Source organism: Haladaptatus rarus (assembly GCF_054177585.1).
In genome coordinates this window covers 77,029-100,430 of sequence record NZ_JBPEHG010000009.1, presented here as the reverse complement: position 1 = coordinate 100,430, position 23,402 = coordinate 77,029, and the positions used below count along the sequence as shown (strand labels likewise).

Sequence of the window (23,402 nt, the reverse complement as noted above, 5' to 3'; positions counted from 1 at the left end):
GTTGAGCGAGGGTGTTGAACCGTTGGTCTGATTGGAGAAGATATCCGGTTGCGGAAATGTGTTTAACCTCCCTCAACCAGACGGCTATCTTTCGGCCTCGGACGTCAAAGGCGTAGCGGACGAAGTCATCGGTTCTCTCGGCTCTAGGTGCGATGATTCGGTGCTTGATCAAGGGACGAATTCCAAGCTCACGGAGTTTCTCACGTAACCACTAGCTGTCGTAGCCTTTGTCGGCGACCACCGTGTTCAGCAGGGGGAGATTTCTGGTCAGCACTTGCCAGCCGATCATCGAGAACACACTGCTGGACCCCCTATCGATGTCCTGAAACAGTGGGTGCGGTCGATTGCTGCGTCAGAAAGCTTATTTCGCCAGGGAGAAGTCCCTGATTGAGATGGAGAAAAAACGAATAACAAGAATCCTGCGGGCGGGAGTTGCCCTCCTGGCGATTGGTCTCCTCCTGGCGAGCACTGCAGCAGCACACTCGACAACAACCACGAACGAGAGCGTCGACACGGATGGCGACGGTCTCTCTGATGCGGAGGAGGAGCAGATGGGGACTGATCCGAAAGAAGAAGACACGGATGACGATGGCCTCGAGGATGGCCGAGAGGTGATGGAGCTCAGCTCTGATCCGACCAAGCCGGATACGGATGCGGATGGCCTCGAGGATGGCCTGGAACTCACGATCGGGACTGATTTTAAGAGCGCGGATTCCGATGGCGATGGGATCAGCGATCAGCGCGAGTACGAAGAACTGAACACCGATCCAACTGACCGGCATGATCCGAACGGGCCGACGGCCACGACGACCGCGCGCCAGTCGTCTAATAAGAGTGGTGGGATTCCGGTGCAGAATCCGTATGCGCTGGGTGCGTTTGGGCTCCTGGGCGTGTGTGGGGTTGGTTTCTTCGTGCGGCACCGGTAATCGGCTTCTTTTCCCCGCGTATCAGTCCGTCCTTTCTTGTTTCGTGTGAATACAAAGATGAGTGTCGATAGTGCGCCGAGGAGTCCAATACTCCCGAGTCGGATGAGCGCTTTCACTTTTTTCGGAGGCCAGCAACGCATTTTTCTACCAGTCGTTTTCTTGTCCAGCTATTTTGGTAACAGGCGCCGTATAACAATACTGGATGCGGTCATTGTACCAACTGCGAGCGTGGCAGGAACCCGCTCGCATGTCCCTGCACCGTTCAAGCACAGTGCGAAAACCAATGATTGCCATCATGGCATGTCGCCTGTTGAGTCGTGGCAGGTCGTGCCTTCTTGGCACGACCAGTCTCCACGCTTTAGGGGGGAGTGTCCGGGGCGTGAACTGGTTGCTTGTTGGCATAAACACCATCAATATTCTGACTTGGATCGTCGATGGGGGCCACTCTGTGGCCCCGGTGGTTCGATTCCATCCCCGTTCGTGATTTTCGCACCGTTCTTATTTTCGGCAGCAACCAGCAGTCTTCCCTGCTTAGGGTGGCTGATCCTTGGCATGTTGCTACTCTCGATTTTTGTGCATCTCGCGGGACGCACCGGACGACCATGGGGATATCCTTCAGGTGACGTTCCCGGCACCAGCAACGTGCAGAGGGCGTCATCGACGCACGCGCTCCAGCAGAACGGCGAGCTACAGTGGAGAGTGTCACGTGAGCCTCCTGAACGTTCCAATGAACCGTGGGTCAGCTACCCACGACTGACGTCGTGGGCTTGTCAGTGGACAGCCAGTCTCGAGCGATGAACTCCCCGCTCGGTGACAGCGTCCCTGACTTCAGGGCCAGCTGACTCGTGGCCCGACCAGCCTGACACGTTCGGCCCGACTGGTCTCGCTGAGCGTCTTCTCGATTCTCCGTGAACCATTGGAAGGCGATGTTTCGTGCCGCGTTGTAATCCGCTTGCAACGATAAGCCACGCTCTACACACTCGAAGTCCTTCCCGTCACGATTCGCCCGTATACATGAATCACACTCTGTGTGGGAACACCGCTGACTCGTATACTCTGGGTTCACCGTGTCGACTGGTATTCCAAGGAGTTCCAGACAGAGGAAGATGTCAACAATCTTGTAGCAATGCTTCATCGCCGTACTTCTCACGGAGCGAGCGTAAATACTCGCGTTGATCGCAAAGTCGATTAGTCGGGTCAGCGTACGTATAGTCAAACATTTCATCTGGGTCGGCATCGTGTGCCTCCACCGGTTCGATCAGATTTGCAAGGGTATCGTCGATTTCAGCATTAATGCGGTTGATCTCGTTGTCGTCAATGCGATCCGTGTTGCGGAGGAACGATTCGAACCGACTCAGTGGGTCACGCTGGCGCCAGCGTTCTACGTCTGCTTGATCACGATATACAGTGGGGTCATCGGCAGTCGTGTGTGCGCCGAATCGGTATTGAACCGCCTCAATCAGAGTCGGACGTGGGCGACCGTCAGTCGGTTGTTTTGCCTTCTCGCGAGCAGCATTTGTTACGGCATACATCGCAAGTGGATCCATGCCGTCGACCTGGACGCCTTCGAACCCATAGGCATGAGCTTTCTGTGCAAAGGTTTCACTGGCGGTCTGGCGCTCTGTGGGGACAGAGATAGCCCACTGGTTGTTGTTGCAAATGAACACCGCCGGAACGTCAAAAACGCCAGCGAAATTGAGTGCCTCATGGAAATCACCCTCCGAAGTAGCACCGTCACCGAAGTGTGCAACCGTCACGTTGTCATCATTTCGTGACTTCTCCCACGATTAACGTCGTGGGCTTCCCTCACTGAGAGTCAGGCCCACGTCGTCTGGGGAGTTCGCAGGTTCTATCTCACCGTTAGTTCCCTTGAGTTTGACCTGCGTTCCGGGCTGAGCCACAACAGCCCCCACCGTCGATAGCGGACTCTGAATGTTCTTACCGACGGCTCGTTGACCGATATTCGACGCACCATTCTTGTCGCCATTATCGTCCAACCCACAATCGTGGCACTCCAGTCGTCCCTGAACGTCACGACTCGTGTCCCGCGAGCCACAGCGCCAACACGTCACAGACGTGTCGTATTCCTCCACTGGCAGGCACTCTCGCCCATTGAGGTGGGCTTTGTACGTGAGGATGTTCGCCATCTTTGCATACGGCATTTTGTGGGTCTTGTCGTTCACGTACCGTCCCTTGTCATTGTCGAAGCGCAATCCCGTCATATCACCGAACACGATGACAGCGTTGCGTTCACGAGCGCGGGCGACGAGTTCGTTCGCCACCTGATGCAGCTCATGTTCGACTGACTGCGATTCCTTGTCACCGAGGCGCTCGATGACCTGTGTCCCCGAGCGAACCTTTGCTTTCCCGATGGACTTGCGAAGTTGCTTGTAGTGTTCACGAATACGACGAACTTCCGCGCCATGGAACTGCGTATCGCGGTCAGAGAGGAACGTGCTGACGGCTATCCATTTCGCACCCATATCAACCGCGAGTACGTCGTCGTACTCGTCTGCGACGGTCACAGACCGCTTGCAGACAAGGTGGACGTACCACTCCCCGTCTCGGTGAACAAGTTCCGAGTCGCGGATGCACTCGTCACGGAGCAAGTGTGTGTCCTTCTCGGGGACGTGGACGGGCACCCAGATGCTATCACCCCGTTCTCGCTCGGGATTGTAGACGGGAAGTTTGAACCACCAAGACGAGAGAACTGTGTCCTCGTCGTATTCGATGGTGATGCAGTCGTTGCGGAGGACGACGGGTTGCTCGGTGTCCTCTCGTGGATTCTTGTTCGAGCGGACTTTGCCCGCCTGTTGGTTGGTGGCGGAGTAGAGGTTCGCTTCATCGTCACCGTGAACGGCATCTTGGAACGCGGTATATTCACGCTCGACAAGACGGGCTTTCCGCTCAGTGAGCGAGTGGAGTTTGACCCGTACCGTCGTGGTGACTTCTCGACGCATCTTACTGTCCAGTCTGCGCTTCGATGTATTCCTCGATGATCTGACTCGAAACCTCTCCCGCTGAGGAAACGAAGTACGAACGTGTCCACAGCGAGGGAAGGCCGAAGTCGAACTCCTCGCGGAGGTTCCGCGAGGTGTAGCCCTTGACCTGTTGGATGATTTTGTTCGGGGCGAGTTTCGGATTGCCTGTGATGAACAGGTGTACGTGGTCTGGTTGGATTGCCAGTCGGAGGATGTCGAGATCGAGTTCGTTGGCTTTCTCCTCGATGAGTTGTTCGAGGCGGTCGGCAACCTCGTCTGTCAACACTGGTTTGCGGTATTTCGGACACCAGATGAAGTGGTAGTGGAGGTTGTGTACCGACGTTCGTTCTCGACTATATCCTCGTGGCACATCAATAGATGGATGGTATCCAATTATAGGTGTTACGATTCCATCAACCATATGCCGTGCTATCGGGGATAGATTGTGTCGAGATTGTCGGATTCATCCCACGACTGAAGTCGTGGGCTTTCTCCTCAATTTTCGTAATTTCGCTGCCCATGCCATCCCAACGACGTGGGGGAGGTGATCGCCGATGGTGATATTGAGTGGCAAGATGTTTTTGTCCGCGAGGGCTGCGTTCCCGTGTTCATCACCAGCCCAATACAGCAAGTGTTTCCACGGGAACCCTCGTGCGACAACAGCTCCGTGTTCGCGGTATTGATACGAGATAATATCATCGTCGGCCAGTGCATACGTCGAGCCGATTTGTGCACCCTCTTGGCCAGCAAGCGATGAGTAGGTTCCAAGGCGACCCTGTCGCTGCAAACTGATGACGCGCTCATCGAATCGACGACAAAACTGCATATCGCGGTACATTGCCACGAACGTCTCGTCATCGAGGTCGGGGACAAGCTCTGGCGTGACAACGTGGCCGTCAGCGTCCAATACTTGTATCCGATCGCTCGGATTACGTGCTAATAGCTCAGTTGTGTTTGTCATTCGTTATCGAGCACGTTGCTCAACTGGCTACAAGAAACGTCGGGCCGTCAACTACGAAGTTGCCCAATTAGTGCCCTCCGTTTATAGAGATTTAAGGAGAATACCTGATCCTAAAGGGTCAGAAGTTCGCTATTCGACTGAAGACACCGACTTAGAGTGACTCACATGCGATGCCGTCATCGTCGCCATCGAGTCGGTGGGGGTCACTCGGGTCATCGTCGAGCACAGCTTGGGCCTGTTCTTGTGTGTCAAAGCTGCTACAATCATAGTCCCCATCTGACGGGGGTGGCGGTATATTCACTCCGTCGCCGCCATCAGAGGATTCCGCAGTCGTTTCAGTCGTCGAAGTCGGGGTCGTTCGTTCGAAATTCCACACCCCGACGTTGTCTTGTTGTGCGTGCGCTTCAGCACTCTCGAAGTCACTCTGTTTCGAGAACGAGCTTTCATACAGTCGTGCATAGCCGTCAGTCAGCAATCGGTGGTTGAAGTTCTCGCCATCAACATAGAGGTAGACTAACAGGCGTCCGTAGCTTCCACGACGATCGGCTTCTGGATCCATCTCAATCCGAACCGATTCACCGTCGAGTTTATCGGTGGCAAATTGACTGGCACGCTCTCCCCAATTGAAGAGATGGTCGCGTCCTGCTGTCGTCTCTGGAATCCCTTCGAATTCAGCAGGATCCACTCGCCACAAATCCGTTTCCGGTGTATCGACTCCGAGGAGGCGGAGTGTATCGGTTTCACCGTTTGGAAACCGTACTTCCATCGTATCGCCATCGATTACTCGTACGACTTCAACCGTCCACGATGTCTTCGGATCCGAATTAACCGACGACTTAGGGGTCGTGGTCAGTGTTGGACTCGTTGTGGTGGATACTGTTGTAGATGTGGTTGTCTGTATTGTCGTGGATGGTGGTGGTTGTGTAGTCGTAGTAGGTGGGTGCGTAGTCGTCGTGCTCGTTTCTTGGGTCTCCGTTGCTGCAGTTGTCTCTATCGCTTGTGTCGCCGTGGCTGTTGGTTTTGGCTTCGCACCGAACTTGACCTGACCGTCCCAGACAGCAATCACATCATCACCAAACACGTCTTTATCGAGAAGTTCGACACGGATGGTTTGTGTCCCAGAGTACTGTTCAAGATCGTGCTGCTCTAGCTGGATTGTGTACGTTCCAGTGGGCTTTTGTGGTAGTTCTTGCGTCTCGGCAATCCAGTTACCATCAATCTTGACGGCGAGTGCTGGTTCACTAGCGCCGTTTGTATCTGCATCCGGCATTCGCGTGTCGACAGTCACTTCAAGATCGAAATTTTGAATCGCAGAACCAGCGGGATTCGGTTGTTTGTTGATAATCTGGACGTCAAACTGCCGATTTGTGGTAGTCGTGTTGGGGGGTACTGAAGTTCCGTTTGTCGTGGTAGCGGTTGTTGATATCTTTGTCGTCGTATCAGCCGCTGCCGTAGCCGTGGGTTCAGAGTTGGCAGTTGTGCCGCCGATACAGCCGGAGAACACTATCATCAACGCCACGAGCAAGAGGGAGATACTTCTAGTGAAGGAGCGATAACTCATCGGAGTTGTAACCAAATATCGATGGGTTATGTACGGATATAAGTCTTCTCTGAGTGGGAATGAATGGCGTGAATTTCAGTCAACTACCTCAGAGTCACGCCCCAAGGCACTCGCTCTCTTCAGCCTGTAGTGATCACGCACCTCGTAGACGTCCGCAGCTTTGACTCGCTGGTTCAATCTGGCTACCGAGCCCACAATTGGGTCGTGGTCTGCTCAACCAATACATCCCGAGTCACGTCCAGTGCTGACCGCCAGCATCGATTTTCTCGTCGAATCGATTTTGACTCGAATTGGTCGATCGAGTAATGTTTTTCGACCGTTTCAGTGCGATGGCGTCTGAATTATTCGATAGCTGATTGTCCGTGATAAGACCATTATTACTTGCAATCAGAAGGATTCCTTGCACGCGACTATCCGTGACTGTATTGCCAGTGATAGCATTATTATCGCTGTGCAGAAGCCGAATGCCCACGGCATTCTGGCTGGCGGTATTGGTTGATAGGCGATTCCGATTCGACTGGTCACCGAGATACAATCCGTAGAATCGGTTCGAGACAGTGTTATTCGAAAGCCGATTATCGTCTGCCTCAGATAACCAAATGCCAGCAATCCGATTCGCGGTCGCACTATTATTGATAACTGTGTTTGCGTTGGCACCAATGAGAACGATTCCATACTCGTTTTTCGAGGCGGCGTTTGAGGCGATTGTATTGTTTCGCACGCCACTCCGAACGAGATGAATGCCAAACAGCGAGTTTGCTGTTGCAGTGTTATTCGCCACTGCGTTGTGGTGACTCGTTTCCTGAAGCGATATCCCATACACCGCGTTTTTCGTGGCCGTGTTATTGACAACCGTCGTCTGATTCGAACTGAGTAGTGTGAGACCGACGCGATTGTTCGCAGTGACTGTGTTTGTGACCGTTCCATTCACAACGTGGATATAGCGGATCCCATCGTCCCAGTCAGTCACATTCACGTTCCGAACGGTCACATTCGAGATCGATGCATCGAACGATCCGACGAGCACACCGCCGGTGCCGAACGCTCCCGTCCCGTCGATCGAATGGCCGTTCCCGCTGAATACGACGTTACTTGACGCAATTCGAATGCACTTGTTGGCGCTGCTGTCTCTGATGTCCGCCGTGAGTTCGTATCGGCCAGGTTCATCGATCGTTGTGCACGAATCGATCTCGGACACATTCTGTGAGTCTGTGGTCTCTGTTCCAACGAGGTGGATACCGGCGTATGTAGTGACACCAAGGACGACCACAAGTCCACTCACAAGAATCGCAGTCCGGAGTTGGCTCTGACCGATATCCACAGCCATACGAAACACAGGCACCGAGTTCAAATTAGTACTATGGTGAAGATTACCGAACTACGGTAAGTTTGAGGTTGATTGGAGGTAATTGTGCCGATTGGTGAGTACTGTCCAGTGACCCTTCGCGGGACAGTCTATACCGCCGATCATGACTGGCACCCCCCATCTGTCAGTGGTTTAGGTAGATTCGAGGGTGGCTTCACCATCAGAGACAAGCCTCGGGGCTCTGACCTTGTTTATCCGTAGAAATTGCATTTGCACAGCAACAGCATGAACTTCATACCCCCAGCACACAGACTATGACACAAGAGACAAATCGATGTCGAGTCAGAAAGGCGCCAACCGGGAACGGGAACTCGTCAATCAACTAGATGACGCTGGCTTCGCCGTCATGCGGGCCCCAGCCAGTGGGAGTGCAACCCCGCGTGAGTTGCCCGACGTGCTCGCTGGTAACGGAGAAGTATTCTACGCAATCGAAGCCAAAGCAAGTAGTGGAAACCCGATATACATCGACGGCGAAGAAATCACTGACCTCGAGTATTTCGCGCGTAGTTTCGGCGCTGAACCCCGAATTGGAGTACGCTTTGATCACGAGGAGTGGTATTTCTTCCTGCCGGATGACCTCTATGTCACCGATGGCGGGAACTACCGCGTCAAACGTGCCACCGCAATTGCCGCTGGCACTGATTTTGACGAACTCACTGGCCACTCCGTCCAAACCAAACTAGACGATTTGGGGAACGCTAATTGACATCCGCCCCCACGCTAACGCACGGGAACCCGCGATGGGAAGTTCACGGTACCGCGTGTCCTCGGCCCGCAAGTTCCCTTTAGGGCGTGGTAGCGTACTGGCACATTCTCACGCCGTAAACGGCGGGAGGATGTTACAGAAAGTCAAGGAAAATGCCCACGGCGAAAGCCGTTCGAGGATGTCAGTCTGTTCGCAGCGATTCGGTGACTTCTGTATCGCGAGCTACTTCCGCGGTGGTAAAACGGAGGGGCTTATATTCGAAATCGATGAACATCTTGAGCTGATCAGCGTAATGTGTCTCTTTTGTTCCGTCAGGAGAGAGGTATCCCGAATTACCTGGTGGGAGGATGTTCTCAGCAAAAAAGTCGTGACGTGACTGCTGATTCGATTGGCCATTCGTCCGACCAACGCGCACAAAGTGATTCTCTGTACCACGATTAAGAAACGGCATTTCTCCAGCGTCTCCAACACCGATGGGCAGCCCAAAGAGGGCCATGTTATCAAAGTTATCGACGCGAGCTGGTGCCTGCCATGTTGAAACGTCGTCGCCATACTTCGCACGCAGATCCTCGACCGCCTTTTGGAAGGCTTGACGGAACACCGTCGGCTGATTGCCATGAAAGTAGTCAATGGCCGGTTCGAGTGCCACATCAGTCGGATGGAGGGCACGCATTAATACTGGACGGCCGTAGCGGTAGTTCAAAAAGACGCTCCGAACCGGCCCATACAACGACCCAAGCACCCCGAACGTGGGTTCGAATGTTTCATCAAGTAGATGAGAAAAGAATGCATCAAAGACAGTGTATCCAACAGAATACTCTCCCAGATAGTCCGTCCCATCTCCTTGCCGTAAGTTATCCCAGTCTGCCACGGCCTTGAACGCCGACTGTTCAATGTCACTTAACTCAGCATCGGCAAGCGCCGCCACAAGGGGCTCTTTATATCGAATTGCTCGGAGATCGACGAAGGCAATGTCATAGACGATCTCCTTGAGGAATGAATAGTCCACTACGCCCTCAGTTGCAAGTCGATTCTCAACGAGGTTTATTATCCGCTGAACACGGTGATCAGTTCCCCACGCATAACTCATGTCACCGTTGTTCCATCCGGGTGCCGGTTTATTGTTCCACTGGGCTGTGTACCCCGTCGATGGAGTAACTGCAAACGGAACAGCACCGTCAGCAGCACGTAGATAGTCAGCATCGGTGAGTTCGTATTTCGTGCCATCAGCGGGGAAGCGTGTATCCCACGGTACCTGCTCCCAATCGGGGTACCGACCGAGATGGACATAGGCCACATCGCCATCGTCACCGGCCCACATGAAATTCAACGAATAATCACAGTTCTGGGCGGCAGTGACAAACTCGTCTGCATTGGTCACATACTGGGCCTCGTAGAATGCTTTCCACGAATTCATATCGCGACCCTCGTAGCTTCTCGTCTGTGAGATTGCCTCACCTTCATCAGGACGCCATTGTGTGACGACGCCGTGGCGTGTTCGCCGAATCGTCACCTCGGCGTCTGGCGCACCGCTGACCGGGATCGTTTCAGAGTGTACCGCTACGTTGTGCCAATCCTCACGGAACTTGTACTGTGCTTGTTCACCGTCGGTTCGAATCGTCTCGACAAACGTCTGGATGCTGTTATCGAGACCAGCGGTACTCGTAATGGCACCGTGATTATTGTGTCCGAACATGACGAATGGATAGCCGGCAACGGTGATTCCAGTGATATCGAAATCCGATCCGTGAAGACCCACCTCGTACATGACTGACGGCGTTGTAAAACCCATCTGCGGGCCGCCGAACAAGAGAGCGTCACCACTCTCAGTATGTGTCCCAGCAACGGCTAGTGCATTACTACCGAGTTTAAACGGTAAACCTAATGCGTCAAGGCCGGTCGCGAGCGTCCGTTGACGAGCCATTTCAGCCTCGTGAACTTTCTGTGGATCGGTCGGAATCCGTTTTTCGCCGGAGGGAGCGGTATGCTCTGCTGGTTGATTATTTTCGCCTGTCTCTGACGTTGCCATTGGATTCGCATTCCCAGCAGGTGTGTAGGGGGGTGTGTATCCAGTTGTCGAGGGTTCCGTCGATGTGGGTGCACCTGGGTCATCACCCCAATTGAGATCTGAAAACAGGTTGATGGCTTTTGCTGATGTATACTCGCTGTTCAACCCATCAAGGACGGCAGCGTTCAATGTCTCCAACTGATAGTCGCTAAAAAAGGACATACTCGCGACAAAGATCCCGGCAACATCCTTGCGAGTCCATCGTTTCGGTCGGAAATCATACTCATAGAACCCCTTATGAAATTCTTTGTCAGTTGATTCGACACGGTCTATGTATCGATTGATTCCCTTGGCAAACGCTTCAAGGACAGCTTGGTGTTCCTCGTTGAGCTGCTCCTCAATTTGGAGCTCAAGCGATGTGGTAGTCGATCGATTGCGTCGCGCTTCGCGATCGAACGCCACCCACTTGCCTTCCTCCCCCGCTCCGAGAATCTCGGCGACAGTACCGTGGTAGAAGCGACGATACATCTCTAATTGAAACAGTCTGTCTTCTGCAACCGCAAATCCGTGTCCGAAATAAACTGCCGGACGTTCTGCACCCCCAGTAGCATACACGTGGGGGACACCGTAACTATCGCGCTTAACCGTCACCCTAGAGGCCGTGCTTCCTTGTCCATACGCGAGAGTGACCGATGAGAGCGTTGTTGATGCGAGAATGCCTGTGCCTGCGTGAAGAAAATTCCGTCGACTGGTGAATAATGATTTTTCATCCATTGTGGTGCGTTACCACGTGTGTTCACGTGATAAGTTTTTGTGTTGGAATAGGTGTATACTAATATTCAATATTGATAGCTGCTAGTACCACAGTCCAAAATTGTCTCTTCGGATCTGCTCGAGCGAGTGCAAACAAATGTCGGTAGAATGCATCTGTGGCTGCTTGCAGCAGTGCACAACCAGCAGTCTACCTGCACGACCTCTCCTGCGGATTCCAACCGCAGACAGCGGAATTGACATCCTCCTCCGCGTTCACGCGGAGGAATACCTGAGCGTTGGAGATTTCAGGTGTGCAGTTCCCAAATCACTCCTCATCAGACGGTTCTACTGGGACTCGCGATACCTCGATGTCCTCGTAGTCTTGCTCGGATGAAAGCACGTCCATCCCACGTGTTTCTGCTGTTGCCGTATGGAAGACGTCGAACGGTGTCATTCCTTCCTCGTAGTAGTTAACGGCTTTCAAGACGACTTGTTTCTCTTCCTCATCCCGGACAGGAACAAGTTCGAGGAGATTCGCCACCAATGGAACATAATCGAACTCGTAGCGTTCGCGAGCGAGGATGAGTTCAAGGTACGAGAACGCCGACGTTTCGACCTCGTAGTTGTCAAGGGCCGCTTCGGCCGGCTGCTGCAACCAATCTGAATCCTTCGCAAGTGCGAGCAAAAAGTCCGTTTCTACGTAGACTGTCATCTATCTGTGTCCTTCTCTTTGGCTTCGGCTTTCGCTTCTGCGTCAATTTCCTCTCGAATCGTCTCGATGGATGCGTCACGGAGGTCACCCGCTGCCTCGCGAACGGCTGCAAGGGGATCATCTGCAACCGGGATGAGTTCGATCCTATCTTCGTATGTGACGATATGATACTTATCGCCGTACTTCTCCCGTACCTCTTTGGGGATGTACAATCGTCCCTGCTTGTCTGTCTCTGTTGACATAGAGGGAACTACGATGGCATTAATGAAGAATGTTTCCATCAAACTGACTTTATTGGAACTCGATTAACCTGTTTGCATGTCAGAGTGAGCACCGCCTACTCACCATTGGGTTTCTGACGGAGTCGAAGATCATCAGCAGAGCCGGATTGGGAGATCAGATATTGGAGTTCGTTCAACGACACTCAAAGAGAGCGTCTTTCGTGATTGAGTACCCACCGGATATGCCAGTCTCTGCACATTGTGTCGTTGAAACGGGGATCTCCGTCTGTTAGAGTGGAGAGATGTCATTTAATTATATTCTCTATTTGGGATGTAACTACACCTTACGATGTAATAACAAACTTCAGGGGCCGCATAACAATACCTCAAGCTGATTTTTGGAAGGTTGCACTATGAGGGAAACCAATCGAAAACACGGAAACGTTAATCGAAGAGATTACATAAAAGGAATCACGGCAGGGAGCATTGCCATTGCTGGGATCGGTGGACTCTCGATGTCGTCCATCGCACAGGATGGCGAACCCATCCCCGCACCGTTCTGCGATGAAGCCAGTACCCCACCACAGAATCCACCAGGGGGACAGGCGGGACAGTGTATTGGATGTGTTCCCTGTACAGGGGCAACTGCCTTAGCGCCCCTGTATAACAGTCCGGGGGATTTCGATGGCACTTGCTTCACGATTGCGGCCGATGACATCCCGGAGGGTGCCGAATACCTGACATTCAAGGCGGGCGAGAATTGCTTCCTCGCGGAAGTCCCTGACAGCGCGACAGGGGACGTCACGTTCTGCCTGGAACAGGTCAACAATCAACCACCGATGTTACAGGACATCAGCAACGCGACATTCTACGCGTGCGAGGAGGAGAACCCCCCGTCAGTTGACAACGTGGACGTCACCTGTGATGAAATAGTCATTACCACCTCGAACATTCCCGATGGTGATTCAATTACCGTGACCGTAGAGTTCTCAGACGGAACGTCGCAGACCGAAGATGTGGAGGTTCAAAATAATCAGGCAACTGTCGAATTGCCCGGTGACGTTGACCCAGTACACGTTCAGATTGAGTATGACGGGCTACTTCTGTTCGACTCAGGTGTGGCGGCATCGGATGCACCATGTGGAGAGGGACCGTCAGTCACCGATGTCGAGGTCACGTGTGCGCAGATCACCATTCAGACCGCGAACATTGATGAAGGTGAAGAGCTGGATGTGACAGTAACCTTTAGCGACGATTCCACCCAACCGTACACGCCGACAGTTGATGCCAACGGCGTTGCAGTGGTCGAACTCCCAGGAGATCTAGATCCGACCCGTGTCGTTGTGGAGTATCAAGGGCAGGTGCTATTTGATCAGTTTGTGACAGCAGACGATGCACCGTGTCGAGAAGAGCCGAAGTGCCCACCGGATCTCAATATCGCGTTCAAATTCAAATACGGAACGTGGTGGCCGGATACCTACGACGATATCGGTGAGGAGGTCGACCCGGATGTGTTCTCGATCGAGGGTGACAAAAAGGATGTGACGATCTGTGCACCCTTCCCATTCGTCGTCAGCTATGCGACTCGAGAGAAAGACCACGACTGGGACGGCAAGAAGCACCACAAAAAGCACGGGAAAAAGCACCATCACAAGGACAAGAAGCACCACGAGAAGCACGGCAAAAAGCACCACAAGCACCACGAGAAGCACGGCAAAAAGCACCACAAGCACCACGAGAAGCACGGCAAAAAGCACCACAAGCACCACGAGAAGCACGGCAAAAAGCACCACAAGCACCACGACTCCAAATCGTGTGGCTGCTTCGATGACTGTAAAGAACAGGAGCCAGTTCTTGCTGAGCAAGTCGACGGACAATTCTGTGCCAGCATCTCCAGTGCCGGGGATAGCGATTGTAAAAAGGAAAAACGAAAGTCCAAAATCTGTTGGTTCCGAGTGCATTGCCCAGAGGACAACGGCAACAGCGGGGGGTAACATCCTCGCCTGCCGTGAACGCCGGGGCTTCCACCACGGGTGGAATACCCAGACTGACTGGGAGTGAGGTTTCAAGACGGGTGCGCGTCACCGGTCTCCGGCTCCGCCCCCACTCCCACCGCTGGTGAGCTAGACGAACCCTTGTCATCGGAAGCCCGCGTCTCCGACGGGAGTTCCTCGCTCGGTGACGTGTCTTTGCGGGCCTGCCACTGGCCCCCGCTCCGTGGCGAGTCATCACCTGCCGATTTCACGGGCAGGCTCTCTCCCCACGGATTTAGCCGATTGGCTATGTTCGCTACCCGTTCAAATCCGCTTGGTACTCCGACACCCAACACACCTCGTTCGTACACTTCTCTTTTGAGCTGGTAGACGAGGAGACTGATGGTGTGTAGTCAGGGATGAAATTCTCGTAGATACAATTTATCGATTGATTTTAATTTTATTTTTACGTGAATACCATAATTATTTGGTGGTGAGAATAATCTAGAACGCCAGGATTAAGAGAGAATGGAAAACCACAGGCTTTCAGTGATATTGTTCGCCGTACTCCTGTGTCTTCCAGGGTTCACGGTCGCGCTCCCCACCGAGAACTTGCACGGTGAAAACGTAAACGGAACCACGAACACGTTGACTGTCACGGCCACGACCAATATAACGACGACTCCAAAGTCGACGGTGAGTCAATCGAAAGCTAACGCACCAGTGATCGCGACGACCGCCGCGGTGTCGGACGTGTCCACTACTGCCGATGATGCGAACGAGTCTGACTGGACACAGTCCACGACAGACCCTGAGACGACGACTCTTAAAAAGAACGGCACGACCGACACAACAAACGTCGGCGACACTCCCGGCAAAACCAATGTGTCCGGCACAACCGGCACAGTTGGTGAGACGAGTACCAATACCACTGGCTTCTCCTCAGTGACCACGACGAGTGACACCAACGATACAGTTGAGCCGAGCGAGAATGTGGACGAGAACAAAGCCACCCCTGACGCCGTCAACAACAGACCGGTGTCGACTGGTAACTCATTCGAGGGAACGAAACCCGACTCCATCACGACCAATGCGGTCAATTCGGAACGCGGCAATGCCGGGGAAGTGAGCAACACAGTCGTCAAAAAGGTGGGCCAAAGGGCCGATAACGCAAAAACAAACGCGCATTCGGGACTCGATATCGCAAGCAAGGCGACCGGCGGCGTCATCGAGGACAATCTGATCAACGCGTCGCCACGTATGACGAAAACGGATGAGAACGTACCTGTCACCGTCGAAGAGAAGACCGCCAGAGGTCGTTCGTCCAAACCGATTGCAACCGCATCATTGCCCGTGGCGCAAAGCGAAAAAGTCGAGTCGAACACTGTTCCTAACACCACGGCGCAATTGAACGACACCACATCCGGCGATGATGCGAACGCGGACGGAACGATGAGGACAACAGAGGTGAACGATCCAGGGACACACCCGAACGGATCTGTTCCGGCGACTCCGGCCCATCCTACGAAAACCGCCGAACTCATCGGCGTGACTGTCACTGCCGGCGTCGTCCTCCATCACCTAGAGATCGGAACGCTGGCCACCCACGCCGGTACTGTCAGTGTCTTCCCCAGACCAAAGGTCGAAGGCCGGGTCTGGTGGCCGTTTATGCCGCTCAGATACAGCAAGTATGATGACTCTGATCCACTCGAACAAGAAGTGCGGGCGGAGCTTTATAATCACATCGAGCGCACGCCTGGAACCTATCTCTCGCAGTTGGACAACCGAATGAATGTCTCACTGTCGACCATCCGCCATCACCTCCGAATACTCGAAGACGAGAAAATTGTGACGAACGCGAAAATCCGGGGTAAACGACGATATTATCCGGCTTCCGATGACAAGGTCGAACTCAGAGCGGCGCTCGCCCAAACCGCGACTGCCGCCGTACTTGACGGTGTCTCACGACAGGAGCCAGTTACGGTGGGTGAGCTAGCTGATGAACTTGACCGCGATCCTAGTACTGTCACGTATCACCTGAAGCGGCTGGCGGAGGACGGTCTCGTCGAACGCAAGCGGAACGGGAGAACCGTTTATAACCAGTTGACGTCGAAGACACGGGCAGTGTTCTCGAGACAGCCGAGTATCAGTGCAGACGACTGAGCTGCCCGGACTACTCACGATGCCAATCTGCGTTACAGGGGTGCAGAAGAAAGCCCACGACTGAAGTCGTGGGTTTTCTCGCCCTGCATTTTATGTGAAATTGAGTAGTGTTGGGTTCAGATCCGCTGTTTACAGCAAAATTCCTCCCTCATTAAAAGACGTTTGGAGAGTTTTGCCATTTTCTCTTTTTACCATCGATGTTATGGACGCGTTGTGTTATGACGCAGTACACTGCGATACAAGAGACAGCTCTAGATGAAGATCACAGCCAGTCCGATCGAAGAACGGAGACACAGCTCAGTACGATTCTCATCAACGCACTCGCAGATTGGGAAGACATTCACATAACCGAACTCGACAGGCTGTCTCAGTCGATCGACCTCGAAGCGCTAGACGACCTCTTTGCTCCCACACACGGCGGAACGGAGCGATCTGCCGGGCAGGTCAGGTTTCAATATCATGACCACTATGTTACTGTGACCAGTGATGGTGTAGTACGGATCGAGTCACAGAGTGAAAAACCCAGCAAAAGATATAAGCAGGATGAGAAACCGTAGAGGGGATTGACAATGACAAAATCGAGCATGATGGAACGGTCTGGGACGAGAGCGGGATCAAACGGCGAGTGAAGGTGGTTGGTGACCGGTTTTTGTGAGTCGGTGAATGGCGGACAGAAGGTTGTACGTCGCTGTCGACGGAGGAGTCAGCTACCCACGACTGATGTCGTGGGCTTCCTCGCCCTGCATTATATGTGAAGTGAGGTGACAGACTGCCAAATTGGTGACTTTAGAACGTGGTTGTCAGGCTGGAATAAGTTCTTGGTCAAGATACTCTTGCTCCCAGTCTCGCCGGTCTTCGATTTCCCGTTGGCCGCGGCGACTAACATTGTAGACGTTGGTTCGTCGGTCTTTTTCGCCTTTCTCGATTAGCCCTTTGTCGACGAGTGAATCCAGGTTTGGATACAGGCGGCCGTGATGGATTTCCTTCTCGTAGTATTCTTCGAGCTCCTCTTTGATCGCGAGTCCGTGTGGTTCGTCTAATCCACTCACGACGTACAGCAGGTCACGTTGAAAACCAGTCAGATCGTACATTGGTATTCGACTAGTGATTGTCAGCGGTCAATTAAGTTCTTTTGGCCACATTGAACTCCCCTCAAATTGGCGGCTTGTGACTTGGTTCCGCTCAAGCTCTTCTCCGTGGGAGTCTAAATGGACGACCTCAAAGGACGTAGGCCTACCCTCCGAAAAAGAAAGCCCCACGGTATACTCAAGATACATCGTCTCACAATGACGCTCAGGAGGCCGTTGGAAGTCACGAATCGCCACTTCGACCAGGGCTGTCTCGCCATCTTCTTTCATCTGTGCTCGCCGAAGGCCGGGAAGGTAGTGTGGATTCGACGATTCGATCCAGCCGGAGATGCCGATATCACAGCAGTGGACATCATGAACCGTCAAGTTTCGTTTACGACACGCTCGATCATACGAAATCATCTCTCCAGCTGTGATACCGACACCGAGTTCCGGTGAACTATCGGGAAGCGGTGGGAAGGAATAGGGCGACTCGACTCTGACGGATTTCCAGTCGCTGAGTGCGACTGGCGTCTCTGGCGGCATATTTCCATTATATTCGAGCATGGTTTGCCCTTCAGGAGCACCTGCGTGTATCTCCGAGAACCACAAGCCAAGGTAGTACGGGAACTCATTGACCGAAAACGCTCCTGCGCGGCTGATCACACCGTGTTGGAACCCCCCACAATCCATTTCGGAGCGCTGCTCGTTTGGAACCTGATCCCATGTCATATCTCCTAACGAAACGAGGTCAAACCGATGTCCAGATTGGGAGTAAAGAGCGACGCCAGCAGCAGTAATCCCCGCATCACCCCCACGCACGTAGTTGAGATACACCGAGAGCGAACACTTTCCACTCCATATGCTTGTCATGGCGTTATGGGAGATATCGTCAAGCTGAACGTCGTAGCCGAGACCCGTCTAGGTTTCACCCAGACATCCTCCACCTCCTCCTGGTTTCCCCCCGCTACAGCCACTCAGCGAGGTAACTACTGAAGCGGTGAGTCCGGCAAGTACGTCTCGCCGTTTCATACTCGAACAAATAAGTCATTTGTATAAACTCTTAGGGGTGAAAACAAAGTGTGAGCGCAAGGCCTATCTCCGAACACAGACCCAAGCGGCCATTTTCAGCCAATGGTGACCGACTTCGCCAAGACTGATTCGAATACGCCCAATTTCACGCGTCTAAACAAGGTCCAGGGTGCGTATCGCTTATCCGGTTCCCATTAGTTCGTTAGTCAAGCTAGTTATGCAACACATCGACGTTCTCCCTCATACGAAGCCACAGGAAACTCACACTCAACACGAGCACGACGTTCAACATCCTGCTGTAGCCGATAGGCAGGTTTATCTCGGGATGAACGGCGTAACTGGATCAGGCGCAGATGCGTCCATTCATAGCTTCTGCGAAGCTGCATGCGAACCCGATTGCCGCAATCAGTTTGCAGACCAAGGGAAAACGCCGATCATCGAAAGGTAGGGAGGCAATCCACCAAGGTAAGCAGTTGGCTACTACCGAAGCAACAGAATCTGTGCTCCCGAGCGATGTCTGGAATCGGTTGAGCTCTTGCTCGTCAAGCCGCAGGTATTCTCCTTGTATCTCGATAATCCGCCAACCATCGACAACCCACTGCTGGACCCCCTATCGATGTCCTGAAATAGTGGGTACGGTCGATCGCTGCGACAGAAAACTTATTTTACCAGAGAGAAGTCCCTGTTTGAGATGGAGAAAAACGAATAAGACTCCTGCGGGCGGGGGTGCCCTCCTTGCAAACGGCCTCCTCTTGGCGAGCATTACGGCAGCACATTCGACGACAACCACGCACACGACCACGAACGAGAGCGTCGACACAGATGGCGACGGCCTCTCTGATGCGGAGGAGGAGCAGATGGGGACTGATCCGGAAGTGCAAGACACGGATAGCGATGGCCTCGAGGATGGCCGAGAGGTGATGGAACTGGGCTCTGATCCGACCAAGCCGGATACGGATGCGGATAGCAATCGTCACTGTTCGACGAAAGCCGTTGGAGCTACATCCTGATCAAGCATATCATCTTTATCAACTCGTACAGCGTAGATTCTAGATGATCCGCTAGGGGTGGGGAATACCATGGCCCACGAGGAACAATCATCCACACGCACAACCGATGCATCAACCGCTGATCGACCGAGCACTAATCGAACAATTGGTGACTATACCCCACTTCTGTTTCCGGCAGGAGCTCTCCTTGCTGGGATAATTCAGGTTCTCCTCTGGAGTACCCCGGCCGTCGAAGCGTTCTTACTCGCATTTTTAGTCGTGGTCGTCGGCCTCCAAGGAATCTGGGCGTTCCTCGGTCATTACTTTAGATCGGACGAGATAGCCGCGTTCATCGGCTGGCCGGCGGGCAACCCGTTCCAAAAAGAAGTCGCATTCGCTAATCTTGCCTTTGGTGTACTGGGCGTTCTCTGTCTCTGGTTCCGCAGTGGATTTTGGATCGCAACGGCAGTTGGTGTCTCAGTGTTCATGCTTGGCGCTGCAGTCGTCCATATCAAAGAGATTCGTACAACACAGAATCGAAATCCTGGAAACGCTGGCGCAATCCTGTGGACCGATATCCTGACGGCGCTTGTCTTGCTCGTCTTAGTGACTCTCTATTCTCTGTGAATTACCACGTGTTTCGTATATATTCCTCCGCAGAGAGTTCAAAACGGACAAACCATACAGATTATAAATTTGATGTATTAGGTATACTCTTTCTGAATCACTGTCTCGCCACTACTCGTCGTCACGATAATCGTATCGCCACCGTTATTCCAAATCGCACTCCCAGAGCCCCAGTACAGCTTGTGTGCCGAATTTGATCCGCTCTCCGTATACAGGGTCACAGACTCGCCTGCACCAAGCTTGACATCCTCCCACGGCTAAAGCCGTGGGATTCCTCTGTGGGCAACCCAGCCAGCGTGCTGCCCGGAGGATGTTTGCGGTTCGCTGACGCTTCGTTGGTCAAATGACCCGAGTGTTCCCATCACCTCGTTGGTGCGTGGTGTCCACTCGTGGTCGTTCCACTGGAAGTACGTGACGTCGAACGACCCGGTGTCGTTGTCATTGTCTTCGTCCCGTGCGCGTTCAGCGTCACGGGCAGCGGGCCGTGCCATCGGCCGAAACCACTCAGAAACCTCTACACCTGCCTGCTCGTGGAGAATCAGTGCTGCGCCCACGATATCTGAGTGCGAAAAGAGCAGACAATCTTCGCATATCAATTCATCACCTTGTCGGTTCACGTCCTCTGACCCGCAGTGGGGGCATGTCGAACTCGTATCCGCTTCTGATACCTCATCGAGACTGATATCGGCAACTTCCAGTGTGTTTTCGAGCTGTTCGGTGAGTTGTCCGTGACTCCAGAAATTGTGCGTTTTCTGGCTCACCTCTGCCGACCAATGTGTCGACAATACATCCGATAGGTCTCCAACGTACACGTCGTCAACACCGCGTTCACCCAACCACACCGCGGTCTTCTTAATCGCCGCGTCACGGTGATGATCGCGTTGTCCGTACATCTCGGCATATTCGGTGCGGATTTGTTCACTCGAATACACGCCCGAGGGGAGTTTGGATTGGAGTCGTGAAATGTGGTTGTACCGAGTATTGAACCGGTTGAATTCTGGGCGAGCGTGAAAGACGGCGATATCTCCGTCTTCAGTGATGATGGAGAGAGTGTTGTTGGCTCCGACGTCGATTGCCGCCGAATTAGATGGTTGCTGTTCCGTGTTCTCCATCTGGAGTGTAGTGGTGTGTGGGAAGTCGGTCTGTTGTACGCGTTGTTTGTAGTCTGGCTGGACTTTCACAGACTGACTGACACGGAAACAATCAGAATCCTTATCATACGACATTTCAAGTCGGGCCGGTTTCCCCTTCCATCGTGGGTCGCCTTTCAGTTCCAATTCAACGAGATACCCACGACCGGGGATGTCGTATTTGTCGTTGAGTGCCTTCCCAACCGGAATCTTAATCGTGGACTCTTCAGCGCCCCAGTTGATTTGGTAGAGGTCGTTCCGAATGACTGTCCGCATGTCATATCCCTCACGACGGTTCCCCCAGAACCGGGGGAAGCTTGGGTTGTCGTGGGGTGAATCGTCGTAGCTGCGCCACGCCTCAGCGTTCTTCTGCACGATCTGCTGGCACGTTGCTTTACTGATGACGGCTGCGTAGTCATCGTACAAGTCGGTGTAGGTGGCGCTATTCCAGTTTCCGGTTTCTTTCTGGGCCGTGATACGTCGGTAGTTGATTTCGTTCCAGAAGGCATCGGTCGCGGCGAGGCACTCGCACAGGCACGCATTCTGCCACTTTTCACGGGCATGGGCTGTGAGTTTGTTTGCTCGCCGCATGACCACTCTTTTTCGTTGCAAGGATAATAAACGTAGTTACCAGCGGGGTTGCAGTCATCACGCAGTCCTTTGGTTTGTGTCGTCGCCATGTCGGTTTCATCCCACGACTAAAGTCGTGGGCTTTCACCTTGCAATTCGGTAATTACGCACACGGCGGATGAGAGTTTGGCGAAAGCCTGTGCTTGCATTCCTCCCGAATTCGGGTATTACGAGATTGAATCGCGGTACTACAACCCACCACAGACAGCGAAACAGGAGTTTCCCACTGTCGATTCCCTCACATGGGACAGTCGATAACGCCGATCATGACTGGCAACTCCCTATCCATCGGTGATGTAGAAAGATTCGCGGCTGGCTTTACCATCGGAGACAAACCTCGAGGCACTCGGCCTTGTTCATCGTAGAAATTGCATTTGAACAGCAACGTCATGAACTTCATGAAACCCCGACGACGAACCGGCTATTCGCGTGGAGTGCCCCGGGTGTGGTGCCGATGTGGAGGTGTACGATGAGGACGCGCTGCCGATGGGCTACGAGTGTTTCCGCTGTGCGGCTCTCTATGAGGTTGTCCGGCAGGATGATGGTGACGTTGAAGTGGAATTCGTTGAAGAGATGTAACGAGTGTGATTTCTGCTATCTTAAGGGTGCTTGGCTGGTGGGAATAAAACTTACATGATTGCGACCATCAAAACGGATTCCAGATTAGATAACAACGTCACCATCGGGCAATAATTCTCGTTCTGTCTGTTTCGCTTCGGTGCCCTCTTTGACGAGCGTCGGTTCACTGACTGATTCTGTAAATCGATTCGGATCCGGTTCGATACGCGTGAGCATGTCCGAAAAGACCGACCCCCGCCGACCACCTGCTGTAACGATGCCACCGTATTTACGTTCTTCAAACGGTGTCTCATCCGGGTCGGGAAACTCCTCGCGGATGATCTGTGCCGTTTCTCTGATGTAGTCTGCCGCCTGCTTTTGTGTGTACAGACTTTCCTCGTAGTACGTCGTGGCGTACTTGTCGTCGAGTTCTTCACTCAAGTGTTCAGGTGACTCGAAGACGACCGACTCTGTCGTGATGTGCTCATCGGCAAATCGAATGTTCACTGTGAAGCTATCCGGATATCGAATGATGATCGGGAAAAACAGCATAGCAGTAATAGTGATACGCTGTTGAACCCGCCACAGTCCCTCGAGATAGTACGATGTCAATGCCCCAATCCGGTCGTTTTGCTCACCACGGTTATACGCCATCGCAACCGCCGTGTAGTCGTTACCTGCGATATGGCGAAGCCGCCGCTTGAAACCCTCCACGACACTATCAAGTTCAGTTTCGTATGCATCGAGCACTGAGACATTGGGGTCAGCGAGCAGCTCTGCCTTCCGCTCTCGCGCGTCTGCCACAGACATCATATTCTCGTGAAAAACTCGCTCAGTCTCTTTATCGGGAAGCGGTGTTCTGACCGCTTGCTGATGCAGAATCCCTGCGTCCCCGTTGAATTGATACTGTTCCCCCCGCATTATCGGTTCTCTCGGAGATGGAGCGACATTAATTTGTCGGATAAAATGATAAGAAAATTGGAATAGTTTATTTCACGTATTTCTGATAATTGGGAAGACATACGTCTCGAGTATGTG

21 protein-coding genes and 3 pseudogenes are annotated in these 23,402 nt (G+C 53.1%); 9 read left to right on the top strand and 15 right to left on the bottom strand.

Going from position 1 to position 23,402, the window contains the following annotated elements:
• Positions 1–145 precede the first annotated feature (145 nt).
• Positions 146–241, bottom strand: a pseudogene (locus ACR3FE_RS18505) (IS5/IS1182 family transposase); the annotation flags it as partial.
• 151 nt (positions 242–392) lie between these two features.
• Between ACR3FE_RS18505 and ACR3FE_RS18500 the strand changes: the two are divergent.
• Positions 393–926, top strand: coding sequence for a hypothetical protein (locus ACR3FE_RS18500; RefSeq protein WP_458208909.1), 534 nt, complete (start codon positions 393–395; stop codon positions 924–926).
• 739 nt (positions 927–1,665) lie between these two features.
• On the opposite strand, the gene ACR3FE_RS18495 is transcribed toward ACR3FE_RS18500, so the two are convergent.
• The 6 genes and pseudogenes from ACR3FE_RS18495 to ACR3FE_RS18470 form a co-directional block, all read right to left on the bottom strand.
• Positions 1,666–2,061 carry a zinc ribbon domain-containing protein gene (locus ACR3FE_RS18495; RefSeq protein ID WP_458208908.1) on the bottom strand — a complete coding sequence of 132 codons (396 nt, stop codon included), beginning with the start codon at positions 2,059–2,061 and terminating at the stop codon, positions 1,666–1,668.
• Positions 2,036–2,704, bottom strand: a pseudogene (locus tag ACR3FE_RS18490) (thiamine pyrophosphate-dependent dehydrogenase E1 component subunit alpha); the annotation flags it as partial. The gene ACR3FE_RS18495 and the pseudogene ACR3FE_RS18490, both read right to left, overlap by 26 nt.
• 9 nt (positions 2,705–2,713) lie before the next feature.
• Positions 2,714–3,886, bottom strand: a complete 1,173-nt coding sequence (locus tag ACR3FE_RS18485; RefSeq protein WP_458208907.1) for an RNA-guided endonuclease TnpB family protein — start codon at positions 3,884–3,886, stop codon at positions 2,714–2,716.
• Between the two features lies 1 nt (position 3,887).
• On the bottom strand, positions 3,888–4,277 hold the full coding sequence (gene tnpA, locus ACR3FE_RS18480; RefSeq protein WP_458208906.1) for an IS200/IS605 family transposase: 390 nt from the start codon (positions 4,275–4,277) through the stop codon (positions 3,888–3,890).
• A gap of 135 nt (positions 4,278–4,412) precedes the next feature.
• Positions 4,413–4,868 (bottom strand): annotated as a pseudogene (locus tag ACR3FE_RS18475) (thiamine pyrophosphate-dependent enzyme); the annotation flags it as partial.
• Between the two features lie 151 nt (positions 4,869–5,019).
• A complete protein-coding gene (locus ACR3FE_RS18470) occupies positions 5,020–5,634 on the bottom strand; it encodes a thermonuclease family protein (protein WP_458208905.1) in 615 nt (204 codons plus the stop codon).
• Between the two features lie 601 nt (positions 5,635–6,235).
• Between ACR3FE_RS18470 and ACR3FE_RS18465 the strand changes: the two genes are divergently transcribed.
• Positions 6,236–6,424 (top strand): hypothetical protein, encoded by a 189-nt coding sequence (locus ACR3FE_RS18465; RefSeq protein ID WP_458208904.1) that lies wholly within the window; start codon positions 6,236–6,238, stop codon positions 6,422–6,424.
• 237 nt (positions 6,425–6,661) lie between these two features.
• Here the strand turns inward: ACR3FE_RS18465 and ACR3FE_RS18460 are convergent, their stop codons facing one another.
• A complete protein-coding gene (locus ACR3FE_RS18460; RefSeq protein WP_458208903.1) occupies positions 6,662–7,756 on the bottom strand; it encodes a NosD domain-containing protein in 1,095 nt (364 codons plus the stop codon).
• Between the two features lie 313 nt (positions 7,757–8,069).
• Here ACR3FE_RS18460 and hjc point away from each other — a divergent pair, with 313 nt between their 5' ends.
• Positions 8,070–8,501 (top strand): Holliday junction resolvase Hjc, encoded by a 432-nt coding sequence (gene hjc / locus ACR3FE_RS18455; RefSeq protein ID WP_458208902.1) that lies wholly within the window; start codon positions 8,070–8,072, stop codon positions 8,499–8,501.
• A gap of 181 nt (positions 8,502–8,682) precedes the next feature.
• Here hjc and ACR3FE_RS18450 read toward each other — a convergent pair whose 3' ends face one another.
• The 3 genes from ACR3FE_RS18450 to ACR3FE_RS18440 form a co-directional block, all read right to left on the bottom strand.
• Positions 8,683–11,283 carry a penicillin acylase family protein gene (locus ACR3FE_RS18450; protein ID WP_458208901.1) on the bottom strand — a complete coding sequence of 867 codons (2,601 nt, stop codon included), beginning with the start codon at positions 11,281–11,283 and terminating at the stop codon, positions 8,683–8,685.
• Between the two features lie 304 nt (positions 11,284–11,587).
• On the bottom strand, positions 11,588–11,974 hold the full coding sequence (locus ACR3FE_RS18445) for a PIN domain-containing protein (RefSeq protein WP_458208900.1): 387 nt from the start codon (positions 11,972–11,974) through the stop codon (positions 11,588–11,590).
• Positions 11,971–12,216, bottom strand: coding sequence for an AbrB/MazE/SpoVT family DNA-binding domain-containing protein (locus tag ACR3FE_RS18440; protein ID WP_458208899.1), 246 nt, complete (start codon positions 12,214–12,216; stop codon positions 11,971–11,973). Before ACR3FE_RS18440 ends, ACR3FE_RS18445 begins: the two co-directional genes overlap by 4 nt.
• A gap of 392 nt (positions 12,217–12,608) precedes the next feature.
• Between ACR3FE_RS18440 and ACR3FE_RS18435 the strand changes: the two genes are divergently transcribed.
• From ACR3FE_RS18435 to ACR3FE_RS18425, 3 genes are all read left to right on the top strand, one after another.
• On the top strand, positions 12,609–14,189 hold the full coding sequence (locus tag ACR3FE_RS18435) for a hypothetical protein (RefSeq protein ID WP_458208898.1): 1,581 nt from the start codon (positions 12,609–12,611) through the stop codon (positions 14,187–14,189).
• Positions 14,190–14,717: 528 nt separating this feature from the next.
• Entirely contained in the window at positions 14,718–16,331 is a 1,614-nt protein-coding gene (locus tag ACR3FE_RS18430) for a winged helix-turn-helix transcriptional regulator (RefSeq protein ID WP_458208897.1), read from the top strand.
• Positions 16,332–16,549: 218 nt separating this feature from the next.
• The gene (locus ACR3FE_RS18425) at positions 16,550–16,888 is read left to right on the top strand and encodes a HalOD1 output domain-containing protein (RefSeq protein WP_458208896.1); all 339 of its coding nucleotides are present in this window, start codon (positions 16,550–16,552) and stop codon (positions 16,886–16,888) included.
• Positions 16,889–17,131: 243 nt separating this feature from the next.
• Here ACR3FE_RS18425 and ACR3FE_RS18420 read toward each other — a convergent pair whose 3' ends face one another.
• Both ACR3FE_RS18420 and ACR3FE_RS18415 read right to left on the bottom strand, forming a co-directional pair.
• Positions 17,132–17,422 carry a helix-turn-helix transcriptional regulator gene (locus ACR3FE_RS18420; RefSeq protein ID WP_458208895.1) on the bottom strand — a complete coding sequence of 97 codons (291 nt, stop codon included), beginning with the start codon at positions 17,420–17,422 and terminating at the stop codon, positions 17,132–17,134.
• A 27-nt stretch (positions 17,423–17,449) separates the two neighbouring features.
• On the bottom strand, positions 17,450–18,235 hold the full coding sequence (locus ACR3FE_RS18415; protein ID WP_458208893.1) for a hypothetical protein: 786 nt from the start codon (positions 18,233–18,235) through the stop codon (positions 17,450–17,452).
• An 881-nt stretch (positions 18,236–19,116) separates the two neighbouring features.
• Between ACR3FE_RS18415 and ACR3FE_RS18410 the strand changes: the two genes are divergently transcribed.
• Positions 19,117–19,440, top strand: coding sequence for a hypothetical protein (locus ACR3FE_RS18410; protein WP_458208891.1), 324 nt, complete (start codon positions 19,117–19,119; stop codon positions 19,438–19,440).
• Positions 19,441–19,509: 69 nt separating this feature from the next.
• Entirely contained in the window at positions 19,510–20,046 is a 537-nt protein-coding gene (locus tag ACR3FE_RS18405) for a DUF6790 family protein (protein ID WP_458208890.1), read from the top strand.
• A 257-nt stretch (positions 20,047–20,303) separates the two neighbouring features.
• On the opposite strand, the gene ACR3FE_RS18400 is transcribed toward ACR3FE_RS18405, so the two are convergent.
• Positions 20,304–21,767, bottom strand: a complete 1,464-nt coding sequence (locus ACR3FE_RS18400) for an RNA-guided endonuclease TnpB family protein (RefSeq protein WP_458208889.1) — start codon at positions 21,765–21,767, stop codon at positions 20,304–20,306.
• Between the two features lie 495 nt (positions 21,768–22,262).
• On the opposite strand from ACR3FE_RS18400, the gene ACR3FE_RS18395 reads away from it, so the two are divergent.
• The gene (locus tag ACR3FE_RS18395; RefSeq protein ID WP_458208887.1) at positions 22,263–22,385 is read left to right on the top strand and encodes a hypothetical protein; all 123 of its coding nucleotides are present in this window, start codon (positions 22,263–22,265) and stop codon (positions 22,383–22,385) included.
• 84 nt (positions 22,386–22,469) lie between these two features.
• Here ACR3FE_RS18395 and ACR3FE_RS18390 read toward each other — a convergent pair whose 3' ends face one another.
• On the bottom strand, positions 22,470–23,285 hold the full coding sequence (locus ACR3FE_RS18390) for a hypothetical protein (protein ID WP_458208885.1): 816 nt from the start codon (positions 23,283–23,285) through the stop codon (positions 22,470–22,472).
• Positions 23,286–23,402: the final 117 nt, after the last annotated feature.

What these genes read in the sequence shown, in the direction of transcription:
- ACR3FE_RS18400 (WP_458208889.1), bottom strand. Translation starts at nt 21,767, where the DNA reads ATGCGGCGAGCAAACAAACTCACAGCCCATGCCCGTGAAAAGTGGCAG.
- ACR3FE_RS18460 (WP_458208903.1), bottom strand. Translation starts at nt 7,756, where the DNA reads ATGGCTGTGGATATCGGTCAGAGCCAACTCCGGACTGCGATTCTTGTG.
- ACR3FE_RS18450 (WP_458208901.1), bottom strand. Translation starts at nt 11,283, where the DNA reads ATGGATGAAAAATCATTATTCACCAGTCGACGGAATTTTCTTCACGCA.
- ACR3FE_RS18500 (WP_458208909.1), top strand. Translation starts at nt 393, where the DNA reads ATGGAGAAAAAACGAATAACAAGAATCCTGCGGGCGGGAGTTGCCCTC.
- ACR3FE_RS18425 (WP_458208896.1), top strand. Translation starts at nt 16,550, where the DNA reads ATGACGCAGTACACTGCGATACAAGAGACAGCTCTAGATGAAGATCAC.
- ACR3FE_RS18485 (WP_458208907.1), bottom strand. Translation starts at nt 3,886, where the DNA reads ATGCGTCGAGAAGTCACCACGACGGTACGGGTCAAACTCCACTCGCTC.
- ACR3FE_RS18405 (WP_458208890.1), top strand. Translation starts at nt 19,510, where the DNA reads ATGGCCCACGAGGAACAATCATCCACACGCACAACCGATGCATCAACC.
- ACR3FE_RS18470 (WP_458208905.1), bottom strand. Translation starts at nt 5,634, where the DNA reads ATGGAAGTACGGTTTCCAAACGGTGAAACCGATACACTCCGCCTCCTC.
- ACR3FE_RS18390 (WP_458208885.1), bottom strand. Translation starts at nt 23,285, where the DNA reads ATGCGGGGGGAACAGTATCAATTCAACGGGGACGCAGGGATTCTGCAT.
- ACR3FE_RS18495 (WP_458208908.1), bottom strand. Translation starts at nt 2,061, where the DNA reads ATGAAGCATTGCTACAAGATTGTTGACATCTTCCTCTGTCTGGAACTC.
- ACR3FE_RS18440 (WP_458208899.1), bottom strand. Translation starts at nt 12,216, where the DNA reads ATGTCAACAGAGACAGACAAGCAGGGACGATTGTACATCCCCAAAGAG.
- ACR3FE_RS18420 (WP_458208895.1), bottom strand. Translation starts at nt 17,422, where the DNA reads ATGTACGATCTGACTGGTTTTCAACGTGACCTGCTGTACGTCGTGAGT.
- ACR3FE_RS18445 (WP_458208900.1), bottom strand. Translation starts at nt 11,974, where the DNA reads ATGACAGTCTACGTAGAAACGGACTTTTTGCTCGCACTTGCGAAGGAT.
- hjc (WP_458208902.1), top strand. Translation starts at nt 8,070, where the DNA reads ATGTCGAGTCAGAAAGGCGCCAACCGGGAACGGGAACTCGTCAATCAA.
- ACR3FE_RS18435 (WP_458208898.1), top strand. Translation starts at nt 12,609, where the DNA reads ATGAGGGAAACCAATCGAAAACACGGAAACGTTAATCGAAGAGATTAC.